The 22,667-nt window shown below is 68.3% G+C and carries 22 protein-coding genes; 15 read left to right on the forward strand and 7 right to left on the reverse strand.

Annotated features, from left to right (window positions below; genetic code table 11):
- The first annotated feature begins 47 nt into the window (after positions 1–47).
- Genes infB through EH231_RS02815 form a run of 4 tightly spaced genes read left to right on the forward strand, consistent with a single transcriptional unit; the run spans position 48 to position 5,711 of the window.
- Positions 48–2,870: a translation initiation factor IF-2 gene (infB, locus tag EH231_RS02800; RefSeq protein WP_090425206.1), complete on the forward strand. Its 2,823-nt coding sequence runs from the start codon at positions 48–50 to the stop codon at positions 2,868–2,870.
- Between the two features lie 3 nt (positions 2,871–2,873).
- A complete protein-coding gene (rbfA, locus tag EH231_RS02805) occupies positions 2,874–3,377 on the forward strand; it encodes a 30S ribosome-binding factor RbfA (RefSeq protein ID WP_090425207.1) in 504 nt (167 codons plus the stop codon).
- Positions 3,370–4,374 carry a DHH family phosphoesterase gene (locus tag EH231_RS02810; RefSeq protein WP_090426079.1) on the forward strand — a complete coding sequence of 335 codons (1,005 nt, stop codon included), beginning with the start codon at positions 3,370–3,372 and terminating at the stop codon, positions 4,372–4,374. The genes rbfA and EH231_RS02810 overlap by 8 nt, the downstream gene beginning before the upstream one ends.
- Positions 4,375–4,376: 2 nt before the next feature.
- Positions 4,377–5,711 (forward strand): MATE family efflux transporter, encoded by a 1,335-nt coding sequence (locus EH231_RS02815; protein WP_090425208.1) that lies wholly within the window; start codon positions 4,377–4,379, stop codon positions 5,709–5,711.
- A gap of 110 nt (positions 5,712–5,821) precedes the next feature.
- Here EH231_RS02815 and EH231_RS02820 read toward each other — a convergent pair whose 3' ends face one another.
- Complete coding sequence (locus EH231_RS02820) at positions 5,822–6,433, reverse strand: class I SAM-dependent methyltransferase (RefSeq protein WP_090425209.1); 612 nt, start codon at positions 6,431–6,433, stop codon at positions 5,822–5,824.
- A 46-nt stretch (positions 6,434–6,479) separates the two neighbouring features.
- Between EH231_RS02820 and EH231_RS02825 the strand changes: the two genes are divergently transcribed.
- On the forward strand, positions 6,480–6,923 hold the full coding sequence (locus tag EH231_RS02825; RefSeq protein WP_090425210.1) for a MerR family transcriptional regulator: 444 nt from the start codon (positions 6,480–6,482) through the stop codon (positions 6,921–6,923).
- 128 nt (positions 6,924–7,051) lie between these two features.
- Here EH231_RS02825 and EH231_RS02830 read toward each other — a convergent pair whose 3' ends face one another.
- Positions 7,052–7,807, reverse strand: coding sequence for an enoyl-CoA hydratase (locus EH231_RS02830; protein WP_090425211.1), 756 nt, complete (start codon positions 7,805–7,807; stop codon positions 7,052–7,054).
- A 45-nt stretch (positions 7,808–7,852) separates the two neighbouring features.
- Here EH231_RS02830 and EH231_RS02835 point away from each other — a divergent pair, with 45 nt between their 5' ends.
- Both EH231_RS02835 and EH231_RS02840 read left to right on the forward strand, forming a co-directional pair.
- Positions 7,853–8,116: a DUF2277 domain-containing protein gene (locus EH231_RS02835; protein ID WP_164480747.1), complete on the forward strand. Its 264-nt coding sequence runs from the start codon at positions 7,853–7,855 to the stop codon at positions 8,114–8,116.
- The gene (locus EH231_RS02840) at positions 8,113–8,676 is read left to right on the forward strand and encodes a DUF1802 family protein (RefSeq protein WP_124711827.1); all 564 of its coding nucleotides are present in this window, start codon (positions 8,113–8,115) and stop codon (positions 8,674–8,676) included. Before EH231_RS02835 ends, EH231_RS02840 begins: the two co-directional genes overlap by 4 nt.
- On the opposite strand, the gene EH231_RS02845 is transcribed toward EH231_RS02840, so the two are convergent.
- Complete coding sequence (locus tag EH231_RS02845) at positions 8,665–10,308, reverse strand: CocE/NonD family hydrolase (RefSeq protein ID WP_124711828.1); 1,644 nt, start codon at positions 10,306–10,308, stop codon at positions 8,665–8,667. The two genes, EH231_RS02840 and EH231_RS02845, sit on opposite strands and share 12 nt — an antisense overlap.
- Before the next feature lie 32 nt (positions 10,309–10,340).
- Complete coding sequence (locus tag EH231_RS02850; RefSeq protein WP_090425215.1) at positions 10,341–10,937, reverse strand: DUF3558 domain-containing protein; 597 nt, start codon at positions 10,935–10,937, stop codon at positions 10,341–10,343.
- Positions 10,938–11,098: 161 nt separating this feature from the next.
- On the opposite strand from EH231_RS02850, the gene EH231_RS02855 reads away from it, so the two are divergent.
- Genes EH231_RS02855 through truB form a run of 3 tightly spaced genes read left to right on the forward strand, consistent with a single transcriptional unit; the run spans position 11,099 to position 13,610 of the window.
- On the forward strand, positions 11,099–12,055 hold the full coding sequence (locus EH231_RS02855; protein WP_044519403.1) for an ACP phosphodiesterase PptH: 957 nt from the start codon (positions 11,099–11,101) through the stop codon (positions 12,053–12,055).
- Positions 12,052–12,726, forward strand: coding sequence for a 4'-phosphopantetheinyl transferase PptT (pptT, locus tag EH231_RS02860; RefSeq protein ID WP_124711829.1), 675 nt, complete (start codon positions 12,052–12,054; stop codon positions 12,724–12,726). The genes EH231_RS02855 and pptT overlap by 4 nt, the downstream gene beginning before the upstream one ends.
- A gap of 44 nt (positions 12,727–12,770) precedes the next feature.
- Complete coding sequence (gene truB / locus EH231_RS02865; RefSeq protein WP_241178097.1) at positions 12,771–13,610, forward strand: tRNA pseudouridine(55) synthase TruB; 840 nt, start codon at positions 12,771–12,773, stop codon at positions 13,608–13,610.
- Between the two features lie 10 nt (positions 13,611–13,620).
- On the opposite strand, the gene EH231_RS02870 is transcribed toward truB, so the two are convergent.
- The 3 genes from EH231_RS02870 to mntR all read right to left on the reverse strand — a co-directional run bounded on the left by EH231_RS02870 (position 13,621) and on the right by mntR (position 16,803).
- Positions 13,621–14,838, reverse strand: coding sequence for an SfnB family sulfur acquisition oxidoreductase (locus tag EH231_RS02870; protein WP_124711831.1), 1,218 nt, complete (start codon positions 14,836–14,838; stop codon positions 13,621–13,623).
- Positions 14,835–16,004, reverse strand: a complete 1,170-nt coding sequence (locus EH231_RS02875; protein ID WP_164480749.1) for an LLM class flavin-dependent oxidoreductase — start codon at positions 16,002–16,004, stop codon at positions 14,835–14,837. The genes EH231_RS02870 and EH231_RS02875 overlap by 4 nt, the downstream gene beginning before the upstream one ends.
- A 73-nt stretch (positions 16,005–16,077) precedes the next feature.
- Positions 16,078–16,803 (reverse strand): manganese-binding transcriptional regulator MntR, encoded by a 726-nt coding sequence (gene mntR, locus EH231_RS02880; RefSeq protein ID WP_090425219.1) that lies wholly within the window; start codon positions 16,801–16,803, stop codon positions 16,078–16,080.
- Positions 16,804–16,883: 80 nt separating this feature from the next.
- Between mntR and EH231_RS02885 the strand changes: the two genes are divergently transcribed.
- From EH231_RS02885 to EH231_RS02905, 5 genes are all read left to right on the forward strand, one after another.
- The gene (locus EH231_RS02885; RefSeq protein WP_044517712.1) at positions 16,884–17,870 is read left to right on the forward strand and encodes a bifunctional riboflavin kinase/FAD synthetase; all 987 of its coding nucleotides are present in this window, start codon (positions 16,884–16,886) and stop codon (positions 17,868–17,870) included.
- A 120-nt stretch (positions 17,871–17,990) separates the two neighbouring features.
- The gene (gene rpsO / locus EH231_RS02890) at positions 17,991–18,260 is read left to right on the forward strand and encodes a 30S ribosomal protein S15 (protein WP_044517714.1); all 270 of its coding nucleotides are present in this window, start codon (positions 17,991–17,993) and stop codon (positions 18,258–18,260) included.
- 10 nt (positions 18,261–18,270) lie between these two features.
- Positions 18,271–18,771, forward strand: coding sequence for an LppU family putative lipoprotein (lppU, locus tag EH231_RS02895; protein WP_407939257.1), 501 nt, complete (start codon positions 18,271–18,273; stop codon positions 18,769–18,771).
- Between the two features lie 292 nt (positions 18,772–19,063).
- A complete protein-coding gene (locus EH231_RS02900) occupies positions 19,064–21,343 on the forward strand; it encodes a polyribonucleotide nucleotidyltransferase (protein ID WP_090425221.1) in 2,280 nt (759 codons plus the stop codon).
- A gap of 29 nt (positions 21,344–21,372) precedes the next feature.
- Positions 21,373–22,662, forward strand: a complete 1,290-nt coding sequence (locus tag EH231_RS02905) for a M16 family metallopeptidase (protein ID WP_110917945.1) — start codon at positions 21,373–21,375, stop codon at positions 22,660–22,662.
- Positions 22,663–22,667 lie beyond the last annotated feature (5 nt).

The raw sequence follows: 22,667 nt of genomic DNA on the forward strand, positions 1-22,667 counted from the left end.
GAGGCGCGGCGCCTACCACCGCTGTTGCCTCCAGACGAGGAGATGTAGTGGCAGCAGGTAAGGCCCGTGTGCACGAGTTGGCAAAGGAACTCGGTGTCACCAGCAAGGACCTCTTAGCCAAGCTCAAGGAGCAAGGCGAGTTCGTCAAGTCGGCGTCCTCCACTGTGGAGGCGCCGGTCGCGCGTCGGCTGCGCGAATCGTTCGGCGCAAAGGCCGGCGGTAAGAAGCCCGAAGACAAGCCCCGCCCGCAGGGTGGAGCCGCGCCCGCGGCCCCCAAGCCCGGGGCTCCCAGCCCCGCGACGGCGGCCAAGCCGGCTCCGGCCAAGCCCGCCGCGCCCGCGGCTCCGGCGGTCGAACCCCAGGCTCCGGCCGCTGAGGCCGCACCGGTCGCCGCGGCCCGGCCCGCAGCACCCAAGCCCGCCGCTCCGCAGCCCCCGGCCGCACCGAGCGTGCCGGCTGCTGCTGCGCCCAGCGCCCCGGCAGCGCCGACTCCGGGTGCTACGCCCGGTCCGCGGCCTACGCCCGGTGCCACGCCCGGCCCGCGTCCGGGCCCGGCGTCGGGTGCCCCGAAGCCGGCCCCGCGCGCTCCGCGTGTCGGCAACAACCCGTTCTCCTCGCAGCAGCCCGTCGAGCGGCCCATCCCGCGTCCGCAGCCGCGGCCGGGTGCCCCGCGTCCCGGCGGCGGCCCCCGTCCGTCGCCCGGCAACATGCCGCCGCGACCGGCAGGCGCCGGTGCTCCGGGTCGTGGCGGTCCGCGCCCCGGCCCGCGTCCCGGCGGCGGCCCCCGTCCCGGCGGTGCCGGTCAGGGTGCTCGTCCCGGTGGTGGTGGCGGTAACTACCGTGGCGGCGGCGGCGCCGGCGGTGGTGCCGGCGCAGGCGGAGCGGCTGCCGGCGGTTTCCGCGGTCGTCCCGGTGGTGGTGGCGGCGGTGGCCGTCCCGGCCAGCGCGGTGGCGCGGCCGGTGCGTTCGGTCGTCCCGGCGGAGCCCCCAAGCGCGGCCGTAAGTCGAAGCGGGCGAAACGCGCCGAATACGAGAACATGCAGGCCCCGGTCGTCGGTGGCGTGCGGTTGCCCAAGGGCAACGGTGAGACCATCCGGCTGGCCCGCGGCGCATCGCTGAGCGACTTCGCCGAGAAGATCGACGCCAACCCGGCCGCACTGGTCCAGGCGCTGTTCAACCTCGGTGAGATGGTCACCGCGACCCAGTCGGTCGGTGACGACACCCTGGAGCTGCTCGGCAGCGAGATGAACTTCAAGGTGCAGGTCGTCTCGCCCGAGGACGAGGACCGCGAACTGCTGCAGTCCTTCGATCTCACCTACGGCGAGGACGAGGGTGACGAAGAGGACCTCGAGTTCCGTCCGCCCGTGGTCACCGTCATGGGTCACGTCGACCACGGCAAGACCCGACTGCTGGACACCATCCGGAACGCCAGCGTCCGCGAGGGCGAGGCCGGCGGCATCACCCAGCACATCGGCGCCTACCAGGTCGAGGTCGATCTGGACGGCAACGTCCGGCCGATCACCTTCATCGACACCCCGGGTCACGAGGCGTTCACCGCCATGCGTGCCCGTGGCGCCAAGGCCACCGATATCGCGATCCTGGTGGTCGCCGCCGACGACGGCGTCATGCCGCAGACGGTGGAGGCCATCAACCACGCGCAGGCCGCTGACGTGCCGATCGTGGTGGCGGTCAACAAGATCGACAAGGAAGGTGCCGACCCGGCCAAGATCCGGGCGCAGCTCACCGAATACAACCTGGTGGCCGAGGAGTACGGCGGCGAGACCATGTTCGTCGACATCTCCGCCAAGCAGGGCACCAACATCGAGGCGCTGCTGGAAGCGGTCGTCCTGACCGCCGACGCATCCCTGGACCTGCGGGCCAACCCCGACATGGAGGCCCAGGGTGTGGCGATCGAGGCGCACCTGGACCGCGGTCGCGGCCCGGTGGCCACGGTGCTCATCCAGCGCGGCACCCTGCGCGTCGGCGACTCGGTGGTGGCCGGCGATGCCTATGGTCGCGTCCGCCGCATGGTCGACGAGCACGGCGACGACGTCGAAGAGGCACTGCCCTCGCGTCCGGTCCAGGTCATCGGCTTCACGTCGGTGCCCGGTGCCGGTGACAACTTCCTGGTTGTCGACGAGGATCGCATCGCCCGCCAGATCGCCGACCGGCGCAGCGCGCGCAAGCGCAACGCGCTGGCCGCACGCAGCCGTAAGCGGATCAGCCTGGAGGACCTGGATTCGGCGCTGAAGGAAACCAGCCAGCTGAACCTGATCCTCAAGGGCGACAACGCCGGCACGGTCGAAGCCCTCGAGGAAGCCTTGATGGGTATCGAGATCGACGACGAAGTGGAACTGCGGGTCATCGACCGCGGTGTCGGTGGCGTCACCGAGACCAACGTCAACCTGGCTTCGGCTTCGGACGCGATCATCATCGGGTTCAACGTCCGTGCCGAGGGCAAGGCGACCGAGCTGGCCAACCGCGAGGGTGTGGAGATCCGGTACTACTCGGTGATCTACCAGGCCATCGACGAGATCGAGAAGGCCCTCAAGGGCATGCTCAAGCCGGTGTACGAGGAGAAGGAGCTCGGCCGCGCCGAGATCCGGGCGATCTTCCGGTCGTCCAAGGTCGGCAACATCGCCGGTTGCCTGGTCACCTCGGGCATCATGCGCCGCAACGCCAAGGCCCGGCTGCTGCGTGACAACCTGGTGGTCGCGCAGAACCTCACGGTGTCCTCGCTCAAGCGGGAGAAGGACGACGCCACCGAGGTCCGCGAAGGTTACGAGTGCGGTCTGACTCTGACCTACAACGACATCAAGGAAGGCGACGTCATCGAGACGTACGAACTCGTCGAGAAGGTGCGTACATAAGCGATGGCTGATCCCGCACGGGCCAAGCGGCTCGCCAAACGGATCTCCACCATCGTCGCTTCGGCGATCGAGTACGAGATCAAGGATCCGCGGCTGAACGGCGTGACGATCACCGATGCCAAGATGACCGGTGATCTGCACGACGCCACGCTGTACTACACCGTCATCGGGACCAGTCTCGATGAGGAACCGGATTATGCCGGTGTGGCGGCGGCGCTGGAGAGCGCCAAGGGTGTGTTGCGGACCAAGGTGGGCGCCGGGACCGGGGTGCGATTCACCCCGACCCTGGCGTTCGTCCGCGACACCGTGCCCGACACGGCGCACCGGATGGAGGAGCTGCTGGCCCGGGCGCGGGCCGCCGACGAGGATCTGGCGAGAGTTCGGGAGGGCGCCAAGCATGCCGGTGATGAAGACCCGTACCGTGTGAGCGGGGCGGAAGACATGGACGGGCTTGCCGACGGGGCAGACACAGAGGATGCCGGTGACCGCGATCGAACGGATGACTGATACTGCTCATTCGGGGGCTCCCAACGGGCGCCCTTCCGGTCTGCGTGTCGACGCGCGTGCGGCAGCCGACCTCCTATCGGGCGCGGCGAGCATCAGCGTCGTGTGCCACGTCTATCCCGATGCCGACACCATCGGCGCCGGGCTGGCGCTCGCGCAGGTGCTCGACGACGCGGGCAAGCAGGTCGAGGTAGCCTTCGCGACTCCCGACCAGCTGCCCGAGTCGTTGCAGACCCTGCCGGGCGGACATCTGATGGTCGCGCCCAGCGCGATCCGGGATGACGCGGATCTGGTTGTCACAGTGGATATTCCGAGTGTCAACCGACTCGGCGCACTGAGTGAACTGGCCGAGAACGGTCGCGAGGTGCTGGTCATCGACCACCATGCGTCCAATCAGCTGTTCGGCACCGCCAATTACGTCGATCCGACGGCGGACTCCACCACGATGCTGGTGGCCGAACTCCTCGACGCCTGGGACAAGCCCATCGACAAACGGGTGGCGCACTGCCTGTACGCCGGCTTGACCACCGACACCGGTTCGTTCCGCTGGGCCACTGCCCGGGCACACCGGTTGGCGGCCCGGTTGGTCGAACTCGGGGTGGACAACGCCTCGATCAGCCGCGCACTGCTCGACACCCACCCGTTTGCGTGGCTGCCGATGCTGTCACGGGTGCTGGCTTCGGCCCGGCTGCTGCCGGAGGCTGTCGGTGGTCGCGGTCTCGTATATGCCGTTGTGCCGCATGACGAATGGTCAAGCGCCCGGCCCGAGGAAGTGGAGAGCATCGTCGACATCGTGCGCACCACCCAGCAGGCAGAGGTCGCCGCGGTGTTCAAAGAGATCGAACCGGAACACTGGTCGGTTTCCATGCGGGCAAAGTCGCTCAACCTGGCGACGGTCGCCAGCTCGTTCGGGGGCGGCGGCCATCCACACGCGGCCGGGTACTCCGCCGCAGGCCCCGCCGACGATGTTGTTCAGGCGCTTGCTCAGGCTCTTGCCTAGCCATGGTTGAGCCGGAAGGCGATATTCCGGTCACTCCCGCCACCACCCGCCGCATCGCCGGCCTGGCGATCCCGGCACTCGGAGTCCTGGCGGCCGAGCCCATCTACCTGCTGTTCGACATCGCGATCGTCGGACGCCTGGGTGCGCTCAGCCTGGCCGGGCTGGCCATCGGCGGCCTGGTCCTCGGCCTGGTCAATTCGCAGGGGACATTTCTGTCCTACGGCACCACCTCGCGTTCGGCCCGGCTGTTCGGGGCGGGTGACCGGAAGGCGGCGGTAGGCGAGGGCGTGCAGGCCACCTGGTTGGCGCTGGGGCTGGGGCTGCTCATCATCGCGGTCGTGCAGGCCGCGGCGGTGCCGCTGCTCGGGGCGATCGCCGGACATTCCGATATCGCGGGCGCCGCGCTGCCGTGGCTCCGCATCGCGATCCTGGCCGCCCCGGCGATCCTGGTGTCGCTGGCCGGCAACGGCTGGATGCGCGGCGTGCAGGACACCGCGCGCCCCCTGCACTACGTGGTGTTCGGGTTTGCGGTGTCGGCGGTGCTGTGCCCGCTGCTGGTGTACGGCTGGCTGGGCCTGCCCCGCTTGGAGCTGGCCGGTTCGGCGGTGGCGAACGTTGTGGGGCAGTGGGTGGCGGCGCTGCTGTTTCTGCGTGCCCTGGTGATCGAGAAGGTCGCGTTGGGGGTCCGGCCGGCGGTGCTGCGGGCGCAGCTGACCATGGGCCGCGATCTGCTGCTGCGATCGATGGCGTTCCAAGCCTGTTTCCTGTCCGCGGGCGCGGTGGCAGCGCGATTCGGTGCCGCCTCCGTCGCGGCGCATCAGGTCGTCCTACAGGTGTGGAGTTTCCTTGCCCTGGTGCTGGATTCGCTCGCCATTGCCGCACAGTCACTGGTGGGTGCGGCGCTGGGTGCGGGTCAGCTCGCGCACGCCAAGAGCGTGGCCTGGCGGGTGACACTGTTCTCCACCTTGGCCGGGGTGGTGCTGGCCGTCGTGTTCGCCGCCGGTTCGTCGGTGATGCCGTCGGTGTTCACCGACGATCGATCGGTGTTGGCCGCCGTCGGGGTGCCGTGGTGGTTCATGGTGGCCCAATTGCCCGTGGCGGGCATCGTCTTCGCGCTCGACGGCGTGCTGCTGGGTGCGGGCGACGCGAAGTTCATGCGCAACGCCACCCTGACGAGTGCGCTGGTCGGCTTCCTGCCGCTGATCTGGTTGTCGCTGCTCTACGGCTGGGGCCTGTTCGGCATCTGGTCCGGGTTGAGCACGTTCATGGTGCTGCGGCTGATCTTCGTCGGCTGGCGCGCGTTCTCAGGTCGCTGGTTGGTGCCGGGGACCGCCTAGTTCCACACCGCCGCGTCGTTGGCACCGCCTCGTTGCACCGCGAGCGACCGTGTCTGTACGCGACACGCCGCTCTTCTCTGTACAAGTGCGGTCGCTCACGGGGGCGGCGCTCACCTTCGCGTACCGCTGACCACCCAGACGGACCCCTTGCCGTCGCCACGCTCGGCCACTGAAACGTCGTCGAATCCGGTGTCGCGACACAGTGTCGCGAACGACTCGGCCTGCTGCAGCGTCCAGCCGTGGCTCGCCAATCCCGTGGCGTCGGGAGGTGATTGACGCTCGATCGCGATCAACCGTCCGCCGGGCACGAGCACGCGGCGTGCCTCGGCAACCGCTTTGTCGACGTCCTGCCAATGGTGCACGGTGGCCAATGCCCACACCACTGTCGCCGATCCGTCAGGCACCGGCAGGGCTTCGGCGGTGCCCACCCTCCAGCTGATGGGTGCGCGTTTCGGTGTGACCAGGCGCGCGATGCGCAGCATGGTCGACGCGGGGTCGACGCCCGTCACTCGCGCACCGCGGCGGGCGGCCACCCGGGCGGCGGTACCCGGTCCGCAACCCACATCCACGACGTGGTCCGCGGAGGAGAGCTGCGCGGTATCGGCGGCCAACCGAGCCTTCGCCCGGCCTACCAAGAGAAAGACCAGCCCGCACAACACCCCGGTGACACCCGCGAACCCAGGGTGATCGGCATGGTGATTGATCGCACGCGCGGCGTCCATGGGGTAGACCTTGCCGGTTCAAGGTGGGTTGAAGTCAAATGGCGGCATGGACGTGATCCCGATCGGCGAGGCCGCTGCGAGGTTGCAGATGAGCCCGTCGGCGTTGCGGTACTACGACGAACGTGGGCTGGTGTCCCCACGGCTGCGGCGGGCCGGCAAGCGCATGTACGGGCCCGAGGAGCTTCGCCGGCTCGCATTGCTCAAGATTGTGAACCGGTTGGGTCTTCCACTCGACACCGCGGCCGCGGTGCTCGACGCGCCGAGTGAGCAGTGGCGCGCGACGGTGCGCGAGCAGATCGCCGCGCTGGATCGGGTGATCGCGCAAGCGCAAGGGGCGCAACAGTTTCTGACGCATGCGTTGCGTTGCCCGAAAGAGCATCCCGCACGCGAATGCGACATGATGATCGGTGCGCTCGACAGGCTGGTCGACGGGATGAGCGTCGAGGAACTCGCCACCGGCGAGGCCGGAACGGGGTGGCTCGTCGACTGATCCTGCGCCTCCTCTGCCGCGCCTGCCGCGCGAGCGACCGCAGATGTACGCGACACACCGGGCGTTGCTGTACAGACACGGTCGCTCGCGGTGCAAGGGGCATCGCGGTGCCAGGAGGGGCGGCAGTGTCAGCGCACCTGCGCGCGCCCCCGCTCGATCACGGCACCGCGGTTGGCCGCGATGTCGTCACCGGTGGCCGTCGCCATCCATTCGCGCGCCGAGGCAGCCTCGATCCAGAGACCCTGATCGGTCTGGGACGCGTCGATGCGGTGATACGAGGCGAGCAGGGCCCGGACGGCGGCCTGATTGTTGGCGACGATCGAGGCGGCCACCCGGCGGGCGGCGGGCAGCAGCTCGTCGTGGGGGACCACCTCGGTGACCAGGCCGGCGCGCAGGGCCTCGGCGGCCGAGAGGTAGTCGCCGGTGAGGCTCATCCGACGGGCCAGGCCCACGCCGACCTTCTGCGGCAGTCGCACGCTCAGGCCCCAGGTCGGCAGCAGACCCACCCGGGCGTGGGTGTCCGCGAACTTGGCCTGCTCCGAGGCGATCAGGATGTCGCAGTACAGCGCCAATTCCAGGCCTCCGGTGACCGCGGCGCCGTTGATGGCCCCGATCACCGGTTTGGTCATCGCGGGCCATTTGGGGGAGATGTCGGGCAGTTCGGTGGTGTCGCCGAGTTCCTTGAGATCCAGGCCCGCGCAGAACACCGGGTCGGCGCCGGTGAGGAGGACGACGTCGACGGCGTCATCGGCCTGTGCTGTGCGCAGCGCACCGTAGAACTCCGTGCGCAGCTGCGTCGACAGCGCATTGCGCGACTCGGGCCGATTCAGCGTCAGGGTTCGGACCCGGTCGGTGGTATCGATCAGCAGCACTGGATCGGTCATTCGCTCACCGTAGCCGCCGGGCCCAACCGGCCTATCGTGGGTGGTATGTGCCGCAACATCACAGAGCTGCGCGGGCTGGAACCCGCCGCCAGCGACGAGGAGATCGAGGCCGCAGCCCGCCAGTACGTGCGCAAGGTCAGCGGTATGACCCGGCCGACCGGTGCCAACGTCGAGGCGTTCGAGGCCGCGGTCGCCGAGGTCACCGCGACGACGACACGGCTGCTCGACGGGCTGGCCCCGCGCCGTCAGCCGCCCAAGACCGTTCCGCCGCTGCGCCGTCCGGAGGTCCGCGCCCGGCTGGCAACATGATCCAGCGCGAGCTGACCCAACCCTCCCTCAAGGAGTGGAGTGCGGCCGTGCACGCGTTGCTCGACGGCCGTCAGACCGTGCTGCTGCGCAAGGGCGGTATCCACGAGAAGCGGTTCTCGGTGGCCGCACCCGAGTTCATCCTGTTCCCGACGATCGCGCACAGCCATGCCGAACGGGTGCGGCCACAACACGCGGACCTGCTCGACGCTGCCGCGCAAGACAGCACCGAGGACGCTGTGGTGATTCGGGCCGGGGCGAAAGTTGTTGCCGCAGTGGAGGTCAACCGCCCGGAGTTCATCGATGAACTCGCCGATCTGCACATCTGGACCTCCGAATCGGTGCGGGCTGACCGGCTCGATTTCCGCCCCAAACACCGATTGACCGTCCTGGTCGTCCAGGTCAGCCCGTTGCTTACACCGATCTGGCTGGCCCGCACACCCGAATTCGCCGGGTGCAAGAGCTGGGTCGACCTGCCGGTCCGGGCGGACTGGGGCCCACCGGTGCACGACGACGCGGTGCTGCGCGACGTCGCCGAGCGGGTGCGAACCTCAGTCGGCTGACGGCGGCACCGGGCCGGCGGGCAGCACCAGCCGCGACATCCCACCCTCGCCGTGATGCACGCTGTGGGTGGCCCGGACCAGCTTGGAACCGGAGATCGGCGGTTCGGCGGTGCCTAGATTGCGGGCGAACCGCGGATGCGATCCACCGGCGATCAGCAGCCGGATCCGTGCCCCTGCCCGGAAGTGGTGTGCGACGGCATCCAGCTCGAGGCGAACCGGCCCGGTGTGGCCGTTCAATCGGCGGAAAGCGTCGGATACGTTGCGGGACCGGCCCTTTGCGTCCACCTCGCTGATCCGGACGAAGATGTCGTGATGCGGGTTGTCGCAGTTGTGTGCCAGCTCGACGACCGGGTTGCCGGCCACGTACAGATCGGCCGAAAGTGGGTCGCCGGTGAACGTCAGCACATCGCTGCGCCGGGCCAGCCGGGTGTCGTCGCGGTAACCGCCCGTCGCGGCCAGCAGTCGCCCGCCGACCGTGGGGGTGGGGTCGGCGGGGTGGTAGGTGAATCCAGACGGTGGCGCGGATTCCGGCGGTGGTGTCTCGCCGAGGCGCCCCGCCGGCTGCAGGAACAACTCGTGTTCGGGCATGACCGGGGGCCAGTCGGCCAGCTCCACCCAACCGTGGCCGTTGACGTGGATCCGGACCGTGCTGCGGTTGGTTTCGCCGTCGCCGGCCAGGTGCGCACCGAGCCAGTCCAGCGATTCGCCGACCACGGTGGTGAGCCCTTTGGTCATCAGCTGCGTATGGGTCCACGGCCCGACCGTGAGCGCAACCGGGACGCCGCGCCGTTGCAGCTGCTCGTACTGCTCCAGCGTCTGGTTCAGGAAGAGGTCCTGCCACCCGCTCAGCAACAGAATGGGCAGTTCGACCCGTTGCAGGGCCTCGTGGAACCGCAGCCGGTCCCAGAACGGATCGTCGCGTTCGGGGTGTTCCAGCCAGGATTCGTACCACGGGGCGCCGTCGCCCAGCAGCTGGCGGCCGGCCTCACCCATCGGCAGGCCGGCGGTCGCCTTGGCCAGCTCCGCGGGGCCCCGCAGCTGCCGGTTCAGGGCCTGCACCAGGCCGGGGTCCTCCTGGCGGGCCACCATCGCGCTCCAGCCCAGAAAATCGTTCAGAGTGAACGCGCCGGTGCCCCAGGCTGATTCGCTGAAATCATGCGGGCCGACGGTGATGACGGCCGCTTTCATCTCCGGCGGCGGGTCGACCAGCAGCGCCCACTGGGTGAAGCCGAGGTAGGACAGCCCCACCGTGGCGAACGACCCGGTGAACCAGGGCTGGTTCCGCAACCAGGCCACGGTATCGGCGCCATCGGCCATCTCGTGCACCATCGGGGTGAACTGACCTCCAGAGCCGAAGGTCCCGCGCACACTCTGCAACACCACGTGATATCCGCGGGCCGCATAGACCTGCGCGAACACCGGGGAGAACGGGAAGCGGCGGCCATACGGTCCGCGTACCAGCAGCGTGCCCGCGGGACGGTCGGTGACGGGCGCGTAGTGGTCGGCGACCAGTTCGACGCCGTCGCGCATCGGCACCCGCAGCCCGTGCTGCACGGTGAAGTCGGTCTCGTGCGGCGGTAGGCCCAGGATCCTGCTGACGGCCTTGCCGGCGTACCGGCCGAATGTGCTCACCTAGCCAGGCTACGGATCGGTCGCGGCAACCCTCAGAACTTGTAGTACGGCGCCAGTTCGTGGGCTCGCTGCAAGTTGGTCTGCAGGCAGTCCGGCCGGTCCGGGGAGTGGACGGGCGAGTAGAACAGCGACTGCTGGATGACGCCGTAGCTGGTGTCGAAGGCGATCATGCAGGTGATCCACCAGCGGTCGTTCCAGTCGGTGGGCTTCATGATCCAGTACTGCGCGGCCCGGTGCCCGTTGATGTCCAGTTCGACCGCGTCGGGCGGGATGGTCTGCTCGTAGGTGCGCCAGACGAATGCCTCGACGGCCATCTGGTAGTCACCGGCGTCGTAGTGGCACCGCAGGCTGTCCTCGGGCTCCGGCGGGGTGAAGGCCAGGCCGAGCCGCTGAACCGCGTCGAACGGGATGTCGTTGCACGGATCGAACGGTGACGGGTCCGTGGTCTCGATGACCGGCCACTTGATCGTCGTGGACACGTTGGTCATCGGGAGGTCTGTGGCATCGAGGTGCAGCGGGCCGGCGCCCGCGACCTCGGTGGGGCCCGACTGCCACCCCACGATCACCGCCGATACCAGCGCCGCAACCATGCCTGTCGATGCCGACAGCAGACGCCACTTGGCGGCCATCACACCCCCTCGTAGTTTGGTGGCAAAACGTTCCCCGGCTTGCGGGGAGTGTAGCGGTCGGTTGCAACGGACTCGACCATAAACGAGAACCTGTTCTAGTTGTCAACGGCCTGCGCCGCCGCCGCCCGGTTAGGCTGGTCCGTTGTGGTGGTGCAACTGTGATTGATCACGAGTCGAGGGACCGGCAGCCGATTCTGTGGGCGATCAGCGATCTGCATACCGGGCACACCGGGAACAAGCCGGTCACTGAGTCCTTGTACCCGGCCTCGCCGGACGATTGGCTGATCGTCGCCGGTGACGTCGGGGAGCGCACCGACGAGATCCGGTGGGCGCTGGACCTGCTGCGCAAGCGGTTCGCGAAAGTCATCTGGGTTCCGGGCAACCACGAGCTGTGGACCACCAACAAGGACCCGATGCAGATCTTCGGCCGGGCCCGATATGACTACCTGGTCGACATGTGCGACCAGATGGGTGTCATCACCCCCGAGCACCCGTTCCCGGTCTGGACCGAACAGGGTGGCCCGGCCACGATCGTGCCGATGTTCCTGCTCTACGACTACACGTTCCTGCCCGAGGGGGCCTCCAACAAGGCCGAGGGGCTGGCCATCGCCCGGGACCGCAACGTCGTCGGCACCGACGAGTTCCTGTTGTCCAGCGAGCCCTACGCGACCCGCGACGCCTGGTGCCGTGACCGCGTGGCGGCCACCCGCAAGCGACTCGAAGACATGGACTGGATGGACCCGACGGTTCTCGTCAACCATTTCCCGCTGGTCCGCGAACCCTGTGACGCGATGTTCTATCCCGAGTTCTCGCTGTGGTGCGGTACGACGGCCACCAAGGACTGGCACACCCGCTACAACGCGATCTGCTCGGTGTACGGCCACCTGCACATTCCGCGCACCACCTGGTACGACGATGTGCGCTTCGAAGAAGTGTCGGTCGGTTATCCGCGGGAGTGGCGCCGCCGAAAGCCCTTCCGGTGGCTGCGCCAAATCCTGCCGGACCCCAACTACACACCCGGCTATCTCAACGAGTTCGGCGGACACTTCCAGATCACGGCCGAGATGCGCGCCCATGCCCAGCAGATGCAGGAGCGGATCAAGGCGAGGCGCTCATGAGCGACACGCTGCTGGGGCAGGTGTTGCCCGACATGCCGGACAAGCTCGCCGCGGCCGAGATGTACGACGACCCGCCGGGCCTGACGGCGCTGCCCGAGGAGGCGGCGCTGGTGGCCCGCGCGGTGGCCAAGCGCCGCAACGAGTTCACCACGGTGCGCTACTGCGCCCGCCAGGCGCTGGACGAGCTCGGCGTGGGTCCGGTGCCGATACTCAAGGGGGACAAGGGCGAGCCGTGCTGGCCCGATGGCATCGTCGGTAGCCTGACGCACTGTCAGGGCTTTCGGGGGGCCGTAGTCGGCCGCGTCGGTGGGGTGAGATCAGTCGGCATCGATGCCGAACCGCACGACGTGCTGCCCGACGGAGTTCTGGGCGCCATCTCGCTGCCATTGGAGCGTTCCGAGCTCGGCGGGCTGCCGGACGGCCTGCACTGGGACCGAATCCTGTTCTGCGCCAAGGAGGCCACCTACAAGGCCTGGTATCCGCTGACGCACCGCTGGCTGGGCTTCGAGGATGCCCACATCACGTTCGGGGTGGACGACACCGGCGCGGCCGGAACGTTCCGGTCCCAGATCCTCATCGACCCGGCCGCCGAACACGGGCCGCCGCTGACCGCCCTGGACGGCCGCTGGTCGGTGCGCGACGGCGTGACGTTGACGGCGATCGTGTTGTGAGCGGTCCAGAAGCCGGCCTGGTGATCGTCGACAAGCCGGCCGGGATGACCAGCCATGACGTGGTGGGGCGGTGCCGTCGGCTGTTCGGCACCCGCAAGGTGGGACATGCCGGCACCCTCGACCCGATGGCGACCGGCGTGCTGGTGGTCGGGATCGAGCGCGCCACCAAGATCCTCGGCCTCCTGACCGCCACCGACAAGTCCTATGCCGCGACAATCCGGCTCGGCCAGACCACGTCCACCGAGGACGCCGAAGGTGAAGTGCTGCAGACGGTTTCCGCTGCCCATGTCACCGACGATCAGATCGAGGACGCGGTCGCGGCACTGCGCGGGGAGATCGAGCAGGTGCCCTCGGCGGTGAGCGCCATCAAGGTCGACGGGCAACGGGCCTACAAGCTGGCCCGCGAAGGCAAGGCGCCGGAGCTTGCGGCTCGGCGGGTCAGGATCGACCGCTTCACGGTGGACGCTGTCCGTCGTGTTGAAGAGTTTGTCGACGTGGATGTCACCGTGGACTGTTCGTCGGGCACCTACATTCGGGCACTGGCCCGCGACGTCGGTGCTGCGCTCGGTGTCGGCGGACATCTGACGGCGTTGCGGCGCACCAAGGTTGGGCGCTACGGACTCGAAGAGGCGCGCACCCTGGAGCAGCTGACCGATGCCGCGAAATTGAGCTATTCGCTGGACGCCGCTTGCCTGCTCGGGTTTCCGCGCCGCGACCTCACCGACGCGGAGACCGAGGATGCCCGGCACGGCCGGGCGCTGGCACCGGCAGGCATCGACGGGATCTATGCCGCCACCGCACCCGACGGTCGGGTCATCGCGCTGCTGCAGGACGGCTCGTCGCGCACCAAGAACGTCGTGGTGTTGCGGCCCGCCACCTTGTAGGCGCCGTGCCTCAAAGCTGGCCGTGGCGAGGCGGTTTCGTGCCCGAGAGGGTGTAGTTGCCGATGTGACGGATCTTCCACCGGGTGGCGTCGTGCAACGTGTGGGTGCGGGCGTCACGCCAGTACCGCGACAGATTGCCCGATGCCGAGGCGCTGCGGGTCCCGCCGAATTCGAACAGTGCGCTGCCGGCCTGCACCGCCGCCCGCGCGGCGGACACCTTGGCGATCGCCACCGCGATCGAGGCCGCCGCGGCGCTGTCCTCGGTGAGATCGGCTCGGGCCGCATCGACCTGGCGGGCCGCCTCGATGAGAAGCGCTTCCGCACCGCGCACCGTCACCGTCAGCTCACCGGCCACCTGCACGAGGGTCGGGTCTTCGACGGCGCTGGACACCGCGGCCTCGAAATGTGGCCGGGCCTTGGCGGCCTGACGCACCGCTTCCTCCAGTGCGCCAGTGGCGATGCCCACGTCGAGCGCCGCATGCAGCACCTGGGCCCGGGCCCCGTACACCGTGGGGCGCGTGAAGATCGGGCTGAACTCGACCACATGTGCCGCCGGCACCTCGACGGCGTCGAGGGTGACGGTGCCAGAGGCCGTGGTCCGCTGGCCCATGCCGTCCCAGTCGTCGACGACCTCCACCCCGTGGGCATCGCGCGGAACGAAGGCGATGGCCTTGGGTGTGGTCGCCGTCGGCACCTGTCCCGAACCATCGGCCAGCGAGGCCCGCACGATCAGCCAGTCGGCGAACAACGCGCCGGTGGAGTAGTACTTGCGGCCGCTCAGGACATAGCCTCCATCGGCCACCGTGAGTGTTGTGGTGTCCACGTCGATGGGGTGCGGGCCCCGTTCGGACTGGGCATTGGCGAACAACGCCCCGTCCAGCACCAGCCCGTAGAAATATGCCTGCTGCGCCGGCGTGCCCTGTAGTCGCAGCGCCTCCAGGAACGTGAAATGCGAGTGCGGGATCTGACCGATGGACGGATCACCGTGTGCCAGCAGGCGGAACACCTCGGCGAGTACGGCGACGGGTACGTCGAGCCCGCCGTGCTCGGCGGGCACGGTCAGTGCCAGCAGGCCGGATTCCTTGAGGGCCCGCACCTGGTCGTGCGGCAGGACCCGGTGCGCGTCGCGGGCACCGGCCCCCTCGGCGAACGATCTCGACAGCTGCGTCGCGGCGGTCAGTGCGGCTTCCGTCGACGAGATGCGGGTGGCACCGGCCAGATCGGTCATCGCGGCGCGCCGACGAACGGTATCGAGGTCGGGGTGGCGGCCTGGTCGCCTCCGCCGAACAGACCGCGCTCGCGCAGGATCGGCACCACCCCCTCGCCGAACCAGAACAGCTCCTCCAGGTGCGGATAGCCGGAGAAGATGAACTCGTCGATGCCGATCTCGGCGTACTCGGCGATCCGGTCGGCCACCTCGGTGTGGCTGCCCACCAGAGCGGTGCCCGCGCCGCCGCGCACCAATCCGACGCCCGACCACAGGTTCGGGGCGATCTCCAGGCTGCGGGCGTCACTCCAGGTGCCGTTGGTGCGGTTGGCCTCGTGCAAGGCCAGCATGCGCTTCTGGCCCTCGGACTGGCTGCGGGCCAGTCCGGCCTGTGCCGCGGCGACGGTCTCCTCGTCGAGGGCGGCGACCAGCCGGTCGGCCTGGGCCCACGCCTCCTCGGAGGTGTCCCGGGAAATGGTGTGCAGGCGGATGCCGAATCGCAGTTTGCGGCCCTGCTCCTCGCCGAGTGCGCGGATCCATTCGATTTTCTTCCGTACGGCGGCCGGCGGCTCTCCCCAGGTCAGATAGACGTCGGAGTGCCGGGCCGCCACCGGGCCGGCGGCCTGCGAGCTGCCGCCGAAGTACAGCGGCGGTACCGGGGTGGGCGGCAGGGCCAGGGAGGCCTCTTCGACGTCGATGTACTCACCCTTGTGGGTCACCGTCTCACCGGCCCACAGCCGGCGGACCACGTCGAGGAACTCGTCGCAGCGCGCATACCGTGCGTCCTTGTCCAGGTGGTCGCCGAAGGCGCGCTGTTCGTGCGCTTCGCCTCCGACGACGACGTTCAGCAGGATGCGCCCCGGTGCGTGCCGGGCGAACGTGGCGGCCATCTGGGCCGACAGGGTCGGGCTGACCAGGCCCGGGCGGAACGCCACCAGGAACGCCAGCGAAGTGGTCTCGCGGGCCAGCAGTGCCGCGGTGATGAACGCGTCCTCGCACCAGGCACCGGTCGGGATGAGTGCGCCGGTGAAGCCGAACCGCTCCGCCGACCGGACGATCGAGGCCAGGTAGTCGATGGAGGCTTCACGGTCACCACCGGCGGCGCCCGCGGGCGTGCCGTGGCCGCCTCCGACGATCAGCCGGCTGTCGCCGTAGGTGGGAAGGAACCAGTGCAGAGAGACAGTCACGAACAGGTCATCTTGGTGCTGAATCGGCCAGAGCGCACGGGTAAAAATCGCCGTGATCCCCTCCGGCGTGTCGTCAGCTCGCGACGACCCAGATCGCCTCGGCCGCCGGATTGCCCAGCTCGACCTGGATGCCGGCGTCGTCTCCGCCGGTGGCCGCGTCGCCGGTCTTACCTGGGCTTTGTACGGCCACCGAGATCACGCCGGCGAAGTCACGTCGCGCCAATACCCGCACCCGGGAATCGAGGCTGATGCCGACGCTGTCGAAGTAGCGCAGCATCTCCGGATCGGCGTCGGAGATGCGGGCCACCGTGCCCGCGTCGCCGTCCTGGCATGCCGACAGCTGGCGGGCCGGCGGGGTCGGTACCTGGCCGTCGGCCGCCGGGATCGGGTCGCCGTGCGGATCGCGGGTGGGGTGGCCCAGCTTGGCGTCGATGCGGTCGAGCATCCGGTCGGATACCGCGTGCTCGAGGATTTCGGCCTCGTCGTGCACCTCGTCCCAGCCGTAGCCCAACTCCTGCACCAGGAAGGTCTCCATCAGCCGGTGCCGACGCACCATCGCCAGCGCCGCGCGTCGGCCCGCGTCGGTCAGCGTCACCGCGCCGTACTTCTCGTGGTGGACCAGGCCCTGGTCGGCGAGTTTGCGGATCGATTCCGACGCCGTGGACGCGGACACGCCGATCCGCTCGGCCAGCAGTTTCGTGCTGACCTTTTCGCGAGACCACTCCTGGGCTGTCCAGATGACTTTTAGATAGTCCTGGGCAACCGTGGAGAGGTCTTGATGGTTACCGTCGGGACTCACAGTAGGAAAGTTTAGGCAATCGTCACCTGATCGGGGGATCTAGAGGCGACCGTGCCGCCTTCGGGTCGTAGGCTGATTGCGTGCAGCGCTGGCGTGGGCAGGACGAGATCCCCACGGACTGGGGCAGGTGTGTAGTCACCATCGGGGTGTTCGACGGGGTTCACCGTGGACACGCGGAGTTGATCAGCCATGCGGTGAAAGCGGGCCGATCACGCGGAGTGCCGGTGGTTCTCATGACCTTCGACCCACATCCGATGGAGGTGGTGTTTCCGGGGAGTCATCCGGCGCAGTTGACGACGCTGACCCGGCGGGCCGAGCTCGTCGAGGAGCTCGGCGTCGACGTATTTCTGGTCATGCCGTTCACCTCGGATTTCATGAAGCTCACCCCTGAGCGCTACATCCACGAACTGCTGGTCGAAGACCTGCATGTGGTGGAGGTCGTCGTGGGGGAGAACTTCACCTTCGGCAAGAAGGCGGCGGGCAACGTCGCGATGCTGCGCGCGGCCGGGGAACGCTTCGGTTTTGCCGTCGAGAGCATGTCGCTGGTGACCGAAACGCTCGACGCCGAGCATCGGGATGAGCGGGTCACCTTCTCGTCGACATACATCCGGTCCTGCGTGGATGCCGGCGACGTAGTGGCAGCCACCGAAGCCCTGGGCCGTCCGCATCGCGTCGAGGGCGTGGTGGTGCGCGGTGACGGGCGCGGCCGGGTGCTGGGCTTCCCGACGGCCAACGTGGCGCCGCCGATGTTCTCGGCGATTCCGGCCGACGGTGTGTACGCCGCTTGGTTCACGGTGCTGGGGCATGGCCCCGTGATGGGCACCGTCATCCCCGGCGAGCGGTACGAGGCCGCCGTCTCGGTCGGCACCAACCCGACGTTCTCCGGGCGGACTCGCACGGTCGAGGCGTTCGTGCTCGACACCAACGCCGACCTGTACGGGCAGCACGTCGCGGTCGATTTCGTGGCCCGGATCCGGGGCCAGGAGAAGTTCGAATCGGTGAAGGATCTGGTCGTGGCCATGGAGGCCGACACCGACCGGGCCCGCGCGATTCTTGCTGCGCAATAGCACGCGATTCTGGCTGCGCAGCAGAAACTGCTAGACTTTCGGCCGATCCGGTGCATGCTGCAGTCCGCGGTGGCTGCGCCGAGAATATGTTCGCGGGACTGAAATGATGGAGTTACTTTCGTGGCGCTTACTGTCGAGCAGAAAAAAGAAATCCTGACCAGCTACGGCCTGCACGAGACCGACACCGGTTCGCCGGAGGCCCAGGTCGCCCTGCTGACCAAGCGGATCTCGGACCTGACCGAGCACCTCAAGCAGCACAAGCACGACCACCACTCGCGTCGCGGCCTGCTGCTGCTCGTCGGCCGTCGTCGCCGGCTGCTGAAGTACGTCGCCCAGGTTGACGTGGCGCGCTACCGCTCGCTGATCGAGCGCCTCGGGCTGCGTCGCTGACGCGGCGTCGATGCCACCACTTTCCGCGGCTGCCCCTATCGGGGCAGCCGCGATACTTTTCATCGCCGGTTTGACGGCATGCTCGTCCGCGGCGGCCGCGGACATGAAGGCAGGGGACTGCCTGAAGATGAGCGGCACGTACGAACGCCCGGACGCCAGTCGGGCGGAGTGCGGCAGCGACGCATCGAACTACAAGGTGATCTCCACGGTCACCGACAGCGACCAGTGCCCCGGCGACGTCGACACCTACTACTCGGTGCGCAGCGCATTCGATGACGAGACACAGACGCTGTGTCTGGACATCGACTGGATCACCGGCACCTGCATGAGCATCGATCCGGAGAACGACAAGGACCCGTACCGGGTGGATTGCGCGGATTCGTCTGCGCCGCACCGGCAACGGGCCACCGAGGTCCTCCGCGGGGTTTCGAACGTCGATCAATGCGCCAGCGGAGTGGGCTACGCATACTCGGAACGCCAGTTCACCGTATGCGTGGAGGACGTCTCCTAAGCAGGTCTGCAATGGCGGTCATGCTGTTGCTGCCGTGTAACATGAGGTCGTTCAGCGGCAGAAGTCTGCGCTGAACACAGGTGCGGCACCCGCGAACCGCGGGTGTTGTTCCTGCGAGTCATATCGGGCCCGCCTGGTCGGGCGGTCTTCGGTAGTGGCAGCCGGAACCCCATTGCGGGGCCCATCCGGCCGCTTCGATCGACGGCCGTAGCCGTAACCAGGGCCCGTGGCGTATCGCCACCGTGACGCCGCGAAAACAGTTGAATGAATTCGAAAGAGGCCAACGGACTCTATGTCTGTAGTTGAACTTGAAGACGGTGTGTTCGAATCCACCGCAACCCTCGACAACGGGAGCTTCGGCACCCGCACCATCCGTTTCGAGACCGGGCGGCTCGCCCAGCAGGCCGCCGGCTCCGTCGTCGCCTACCTCGACGACGAGACCATGCTGCTGAGCGCCACCACCGCCAGCAAGACGCCGAAGGATCACTTCGACTTCTTCCCCTTGACCATCGACGTCGAGGAGCGGATGTACGCCGCGGGCCGGATCCCCGGCTCGTTCTTCCGGCGTGAGGGCCGTCCCTCCACCGATGCGATCCTGACCTGTCGCCTGATCGACCGGCCGCTGCGCCCGTCGTTCGTCAGCGGTCTGCGCAACGAGATCCAGGTCGTGGTCACCGTGCTGAGCCTGGATCCGAAGGATCTGTACGACGTGCTGGCCATCAACGCCGCCTCGGCGTCGACCCAGATCTCCGGCCTGCCGTTCTCCGGTCCGGTCGGCGGCGTGCGCGTCGCCCTGATCGACGGCCAGTGGGTCGCCTTCCCGACCGTCGAGCAGCTTGAGAAGGCTGTCTTCGACATGGTCGTCGCGGGCCGCAAGGTGGGCGACGACGTCGCGATCATGATGGTCGAGGCCGAAGCCACCGAAAACGTGATCGAGCTGGTCGCCGGCGGCGCTCAGGCTCCCACCGAGGCCGTCGTCGCCGAGGGCCTGGAGGCTGCCAAGCCATTCATCGCGACCCTGTGCGACGCCCAGGCCGCGCTGGCCGAGAAGGCCGCCAAGGAGATCGCCGAATACCCGCTGTTCCCGGACTACGCCGAGGACGTCTACGACGCCGTGGCCGCGGTGGCCACCGACGCGCTGTCGGAGGCCCTGACCATCGCGGGCAAGCACGAGCGCGATGACCGCACCAACGAGATCAAGGTCGAGGTGCTCGAGCGCCTGGGCGAGACCTACGCCGGCCGCGAGAAGGAGATCGGCGCGGCCTACCGCTCGCTGACCAAAAAGCTTGTGCGCCAGCGCATCCTGACGGACCACTTCCGTATCGACGGCCGTGGTGTGACCGACATCCGCGCCCTCTCGGCCGAGGTGGCCATCATCCCGCGGGCGCACGGCAGCGCGTTGTTCGAGCGCGGCGAGACCCAGATCATGGGTGTCACCACGCTGGACATGGTCAAGATGGCCCAGCAGATCGACTCGCTCGGGCCCGAGACCAGCAAGCGCTACATGCACCACTACAACTTCCCGCCGTTCTCGACCGGTGAGACCGGTCGCGTGGGTTCGCCCAAGCGCCGCGAGATCGGCCACGGTGCGCTGGCTGAGCGGGCCCTGGTTCCCGTGCTGCCCAGCGTCGAGGAGTTCCCCTACGCCATCCGTCAGGTGTCGGAGGCCCTGGGCTCCAACGGCTCGACCTCGATGGGCTCGGTGTGTGCCTCGACTCTGTCGCTGCTGAACGCCGGTGTGCCGCTCAAGGCGCCGGTGGCCGGCATCGCCATGGGCCTGGTCTCCGACCAGATCGAAAATGAGGCCGGTGAGTCCGAGCGTCGTTTCGTGACCCTGACCGATATCCTCGGCGCCGAGGATGCCTTCGGCGACATGGACTTCAAGTGCGCGGGCACCAAGGACTTCGTCACCGCCCTGCAGCTCGACACCAAGCTGGACGGCATCCCGTCCAAGGTGCTGGCCGGTGCGCTGGCGCAGGCCAAGGACGCGCGCCTGACCATCCTCGACGTGATGGCCGAGGCCATCGACGCGCCCGACGAGATGAGCCCGTACGCACCGCGGATCACCACGATCAAGGTGCCGGTCGACAAGATCGGCGAGGTCATCGGGCCCAAGGGCAAGATGATCAACTCGATCACCGAGGAGACCGGCGCGTCGATCTCCATCGAGGACGACGGCACCGTGTTCGTCGGCGCCAGCAATGGCGAGGCGGCTCAGGCCGCGATCGACAAGATCAACGCCATCGCCAACCCGCAGCTGCCCAAGATCGGTGAGCGGTTCCTCGGAACCGTGGTCAAGACCACCGACTTCGGCGCGTTCGTGTCGCTGCTGCCGGGTCGTGACGGCCTGGTCCACATCTCCAAGCTGGGGCGTGGCAAGCGCATCGCCAAGGTCGAGGATGTGGTGAAGGTCGGCGACAAGCTGCGCGTCGAGATCGCCGATATCGACAACCGCGGCAAGATCTCGCTGGTGCTCGTCGATGAGGAGTCAGCAGAGCAGGCCGACGGTGGCGACAAGGCTGCCGACGGCGCCCCGGCCACGGCCGACGCCGCTGCCGCTGCCGAGTCCTGATCACCTCAGCTCGACACAAGGCGTCTGCACTGAACACCACACATGTCCGCCGGACAGATCTTCCCGGCGGACTCCGGGTGGTCACTGAGTACATCCCGTCGGTGCGTTCCGCATCCGTCGGGGTCTGGGTGGGTGTCGGTTCCCGCGACGAAGGACGAAGCGTCGCGGGTGCCGCCCACTTCCTGGAACACCTGCTGTTCAAAGCCACCCCGACGCGTAGCGCAGTCGAGATAGCTCAGGCTGTCGATGCCGTCGGCGGTGAGCTGAACGCGTTCACCACGCGCGAGCACACCTGCTACTACGCACACGTGCTCGACTCCGACCTGGAACTCGCGGTCGACCTGGTGGCCGACGTCGTGCTCCGTGGTCGTTGTGCCACCGAGGATGTCGAGGTGGAACGCGACGTCGTCCTCGAAGAGATCGCCATGCGCGACGACGACCCCGAGGACAGCCTCGGCGACGTCTTCCTCTCGGCGATGTTCGGCGATCACCCGGTGGGACGTCCGGTGATCGGCAGCGTCGAGTCGATCGAGACGATGACGCGCGCGCAGCTGCACTCGTTCCACGTCCGTCGTTACACGCCCGAGCGGATGATCGTGGCGGTGGCGGGCAACATCGACCACGACGTCGTGTTGTCGTTGGTGCGACAGCATTTCGGTCCGCGGCTGGAAGCGGGGCGCACCGCGGTGGCTCCGCGTAAGGGTGCGGGACGGGTCGGCGGCAAGCCGTCGTTGCTCGTGGTCGACCGCGACGGGGAGCAGAGCCACGTGTCGCTCGGCGTTCGCACGCCCGGCCGGCACTGGGAACACCGGTGGGCGCTGTCGGTGCTCAACACCGCGCTCGGCGGTGGCCTGAGTTCCCGTCTGTTCCAACAGATCCGGGAATCCCGCGGCCTGGCCTACTCGGTGTACTCGACGGTCGACACCTTCGCCGACAGCGGGGCGCTCTCGGTGTATGCGGGATGTCAGCCGGAACGGTTCGAAGAAGTGGTCCGGGTTACCACCGATGTCCTGGAAGGCGTTGCCAGAGACGGGATCACCGCCGACGAATGCCGCATCGCCAAGGGCTCGTTGCGTGGTGGGCTGGTGCTCGGGCTGGAGGATTCCGGTTCGCGCATGCACCGGATCGGGCGTAGCGAGCTCAATTACGGTGAACACCGGACCATCGATCACACGTTGTCCCAGATCGAGGCGGTTACTCTCGAAGAGGTCAACGCGGTGGCTCACCAGTTGCTGTCTCGGGACTACGGTGCCGCGGTTCTCGGTCCGTACCGTTCGAAAAAGACTCTGCCGCAACGGCTTCAAGCTCTCGCCGGCTGACCCGC

The sequence above is a fragment of the Mycolicibacterium nivoides genome (genome assembly GCF_003855255.1).
GTDB classification, from domain to species: domain Bacteria; phylum Actinomycetota; class Actinomycetes; order Mycobacteriales; family Mycobacteriaceae; genus Mycobacterium; species Mycobacterium nivoides.

What these genes read in the sequence shown, in the direction of transcription:
- rbfA (WP_090425207.1), top strand. Translation starts at nt 2,874, where the DNA reads ATGGCTGATCCCGCACGGGCCAAGCGGCTCGCCAAACGGATCTCCACC.
- EH231_RS02810 (WP_090426079.1), top strand. Translation starts at nt 3,370, where the DNA reads ATGACTGATACTGCTCATTCGGGGGCTCCCAACGGGCGCCCTTCCGGT.
- EH231_RS02815 (WP_090425208.1), top strand. Translation starts at nt 4,377, where the DNA reads ATGGTTGAGCCGGAAGGCGATATTCCGGTCACTCCCGCCACCACCCGC.
- EH231_RS02820 (WP_090425209.1), bottom strand. Translation starts at nt 6,433, where the DNA reads ATGGACGCCGCGCGTGCGATCAATCACCATGCCGATCACCCTGGGTTC.
- EH231_RS02825 (WP_090425210.1), top strand. Translation starts at nt 6,480, where the DNA reads ATGGACGTGATCCCGATCGGCGAGGCCGCTGCGAGGTTGCAGATGAGC.
- EH231_RS02830 (WP_090425211.1), bottom strand. Translation starts at nt 7,807, where the DNA reads ATGACCGATCCAGTGCTGCTGATCGATACCACCGACCGGGTCCGAACC.
- EH231_RS02835 (WP_164480747.1), top strand. Translation starts at nt 7,853, where the DNA reads ATGTGCCGCAACATCACAGAGCTGCGCGGGCTGGAACCCGCCGCCAGC.
- EH231_RS02840 (WP_124711827.1), top strand. Translation starts at nt 8,113, where the DNA reads ATGATCCAGCGCGAGCTGACCCAACCCTCCCTCAAGGAGTGGAGTGCG.
- EH231_RS02850 (WP_090425215.1), bottom strand. Translation starts at nt 10,937, where the DNA reads ATGGCCGCCAAGTGGCGTCTGCTGTCGGCATCGACAGGCATGGTTGCG.
- pptT (WP_124711829.1), top strand. Translation starts at nt 12,052, where the DNA reads ATGAGCGACACGCTGCTGGGGCAGGTGTTGCCCGACATGCCGGACAAG.
- truB (WP_241178097.1), top strand. Translation starts at nt 12,771, where the DNA reads ATGACCAGCCATGACGTGGTGGGGCGGTGCCGTCGGCTGTTCGGCACC.
- EH231_RS02870 (WP_124711831.1), bottom strand. Translation starts at nt 14,838, where the DNA reads ATGACCGATCTGGCCGGTGCCACCCGCATCTCGTCGACGGAAGCCGCA.
- lppU (WP_407939257.1), top strand. Translation starts at nt 18,271, where the DNA reads ATGCCACCACTTTCCGCGGCTGCCCCTATCGGGGCAGCCGCGATACTT.
- EH231_RS02900 (WP_090425221.1), top strand. Translation starts at nt 19,064, where the DNA reads ATGTCTGTAGTTGAACTTGAAGACGGTGTGTTCGAATCCACCGCAACC.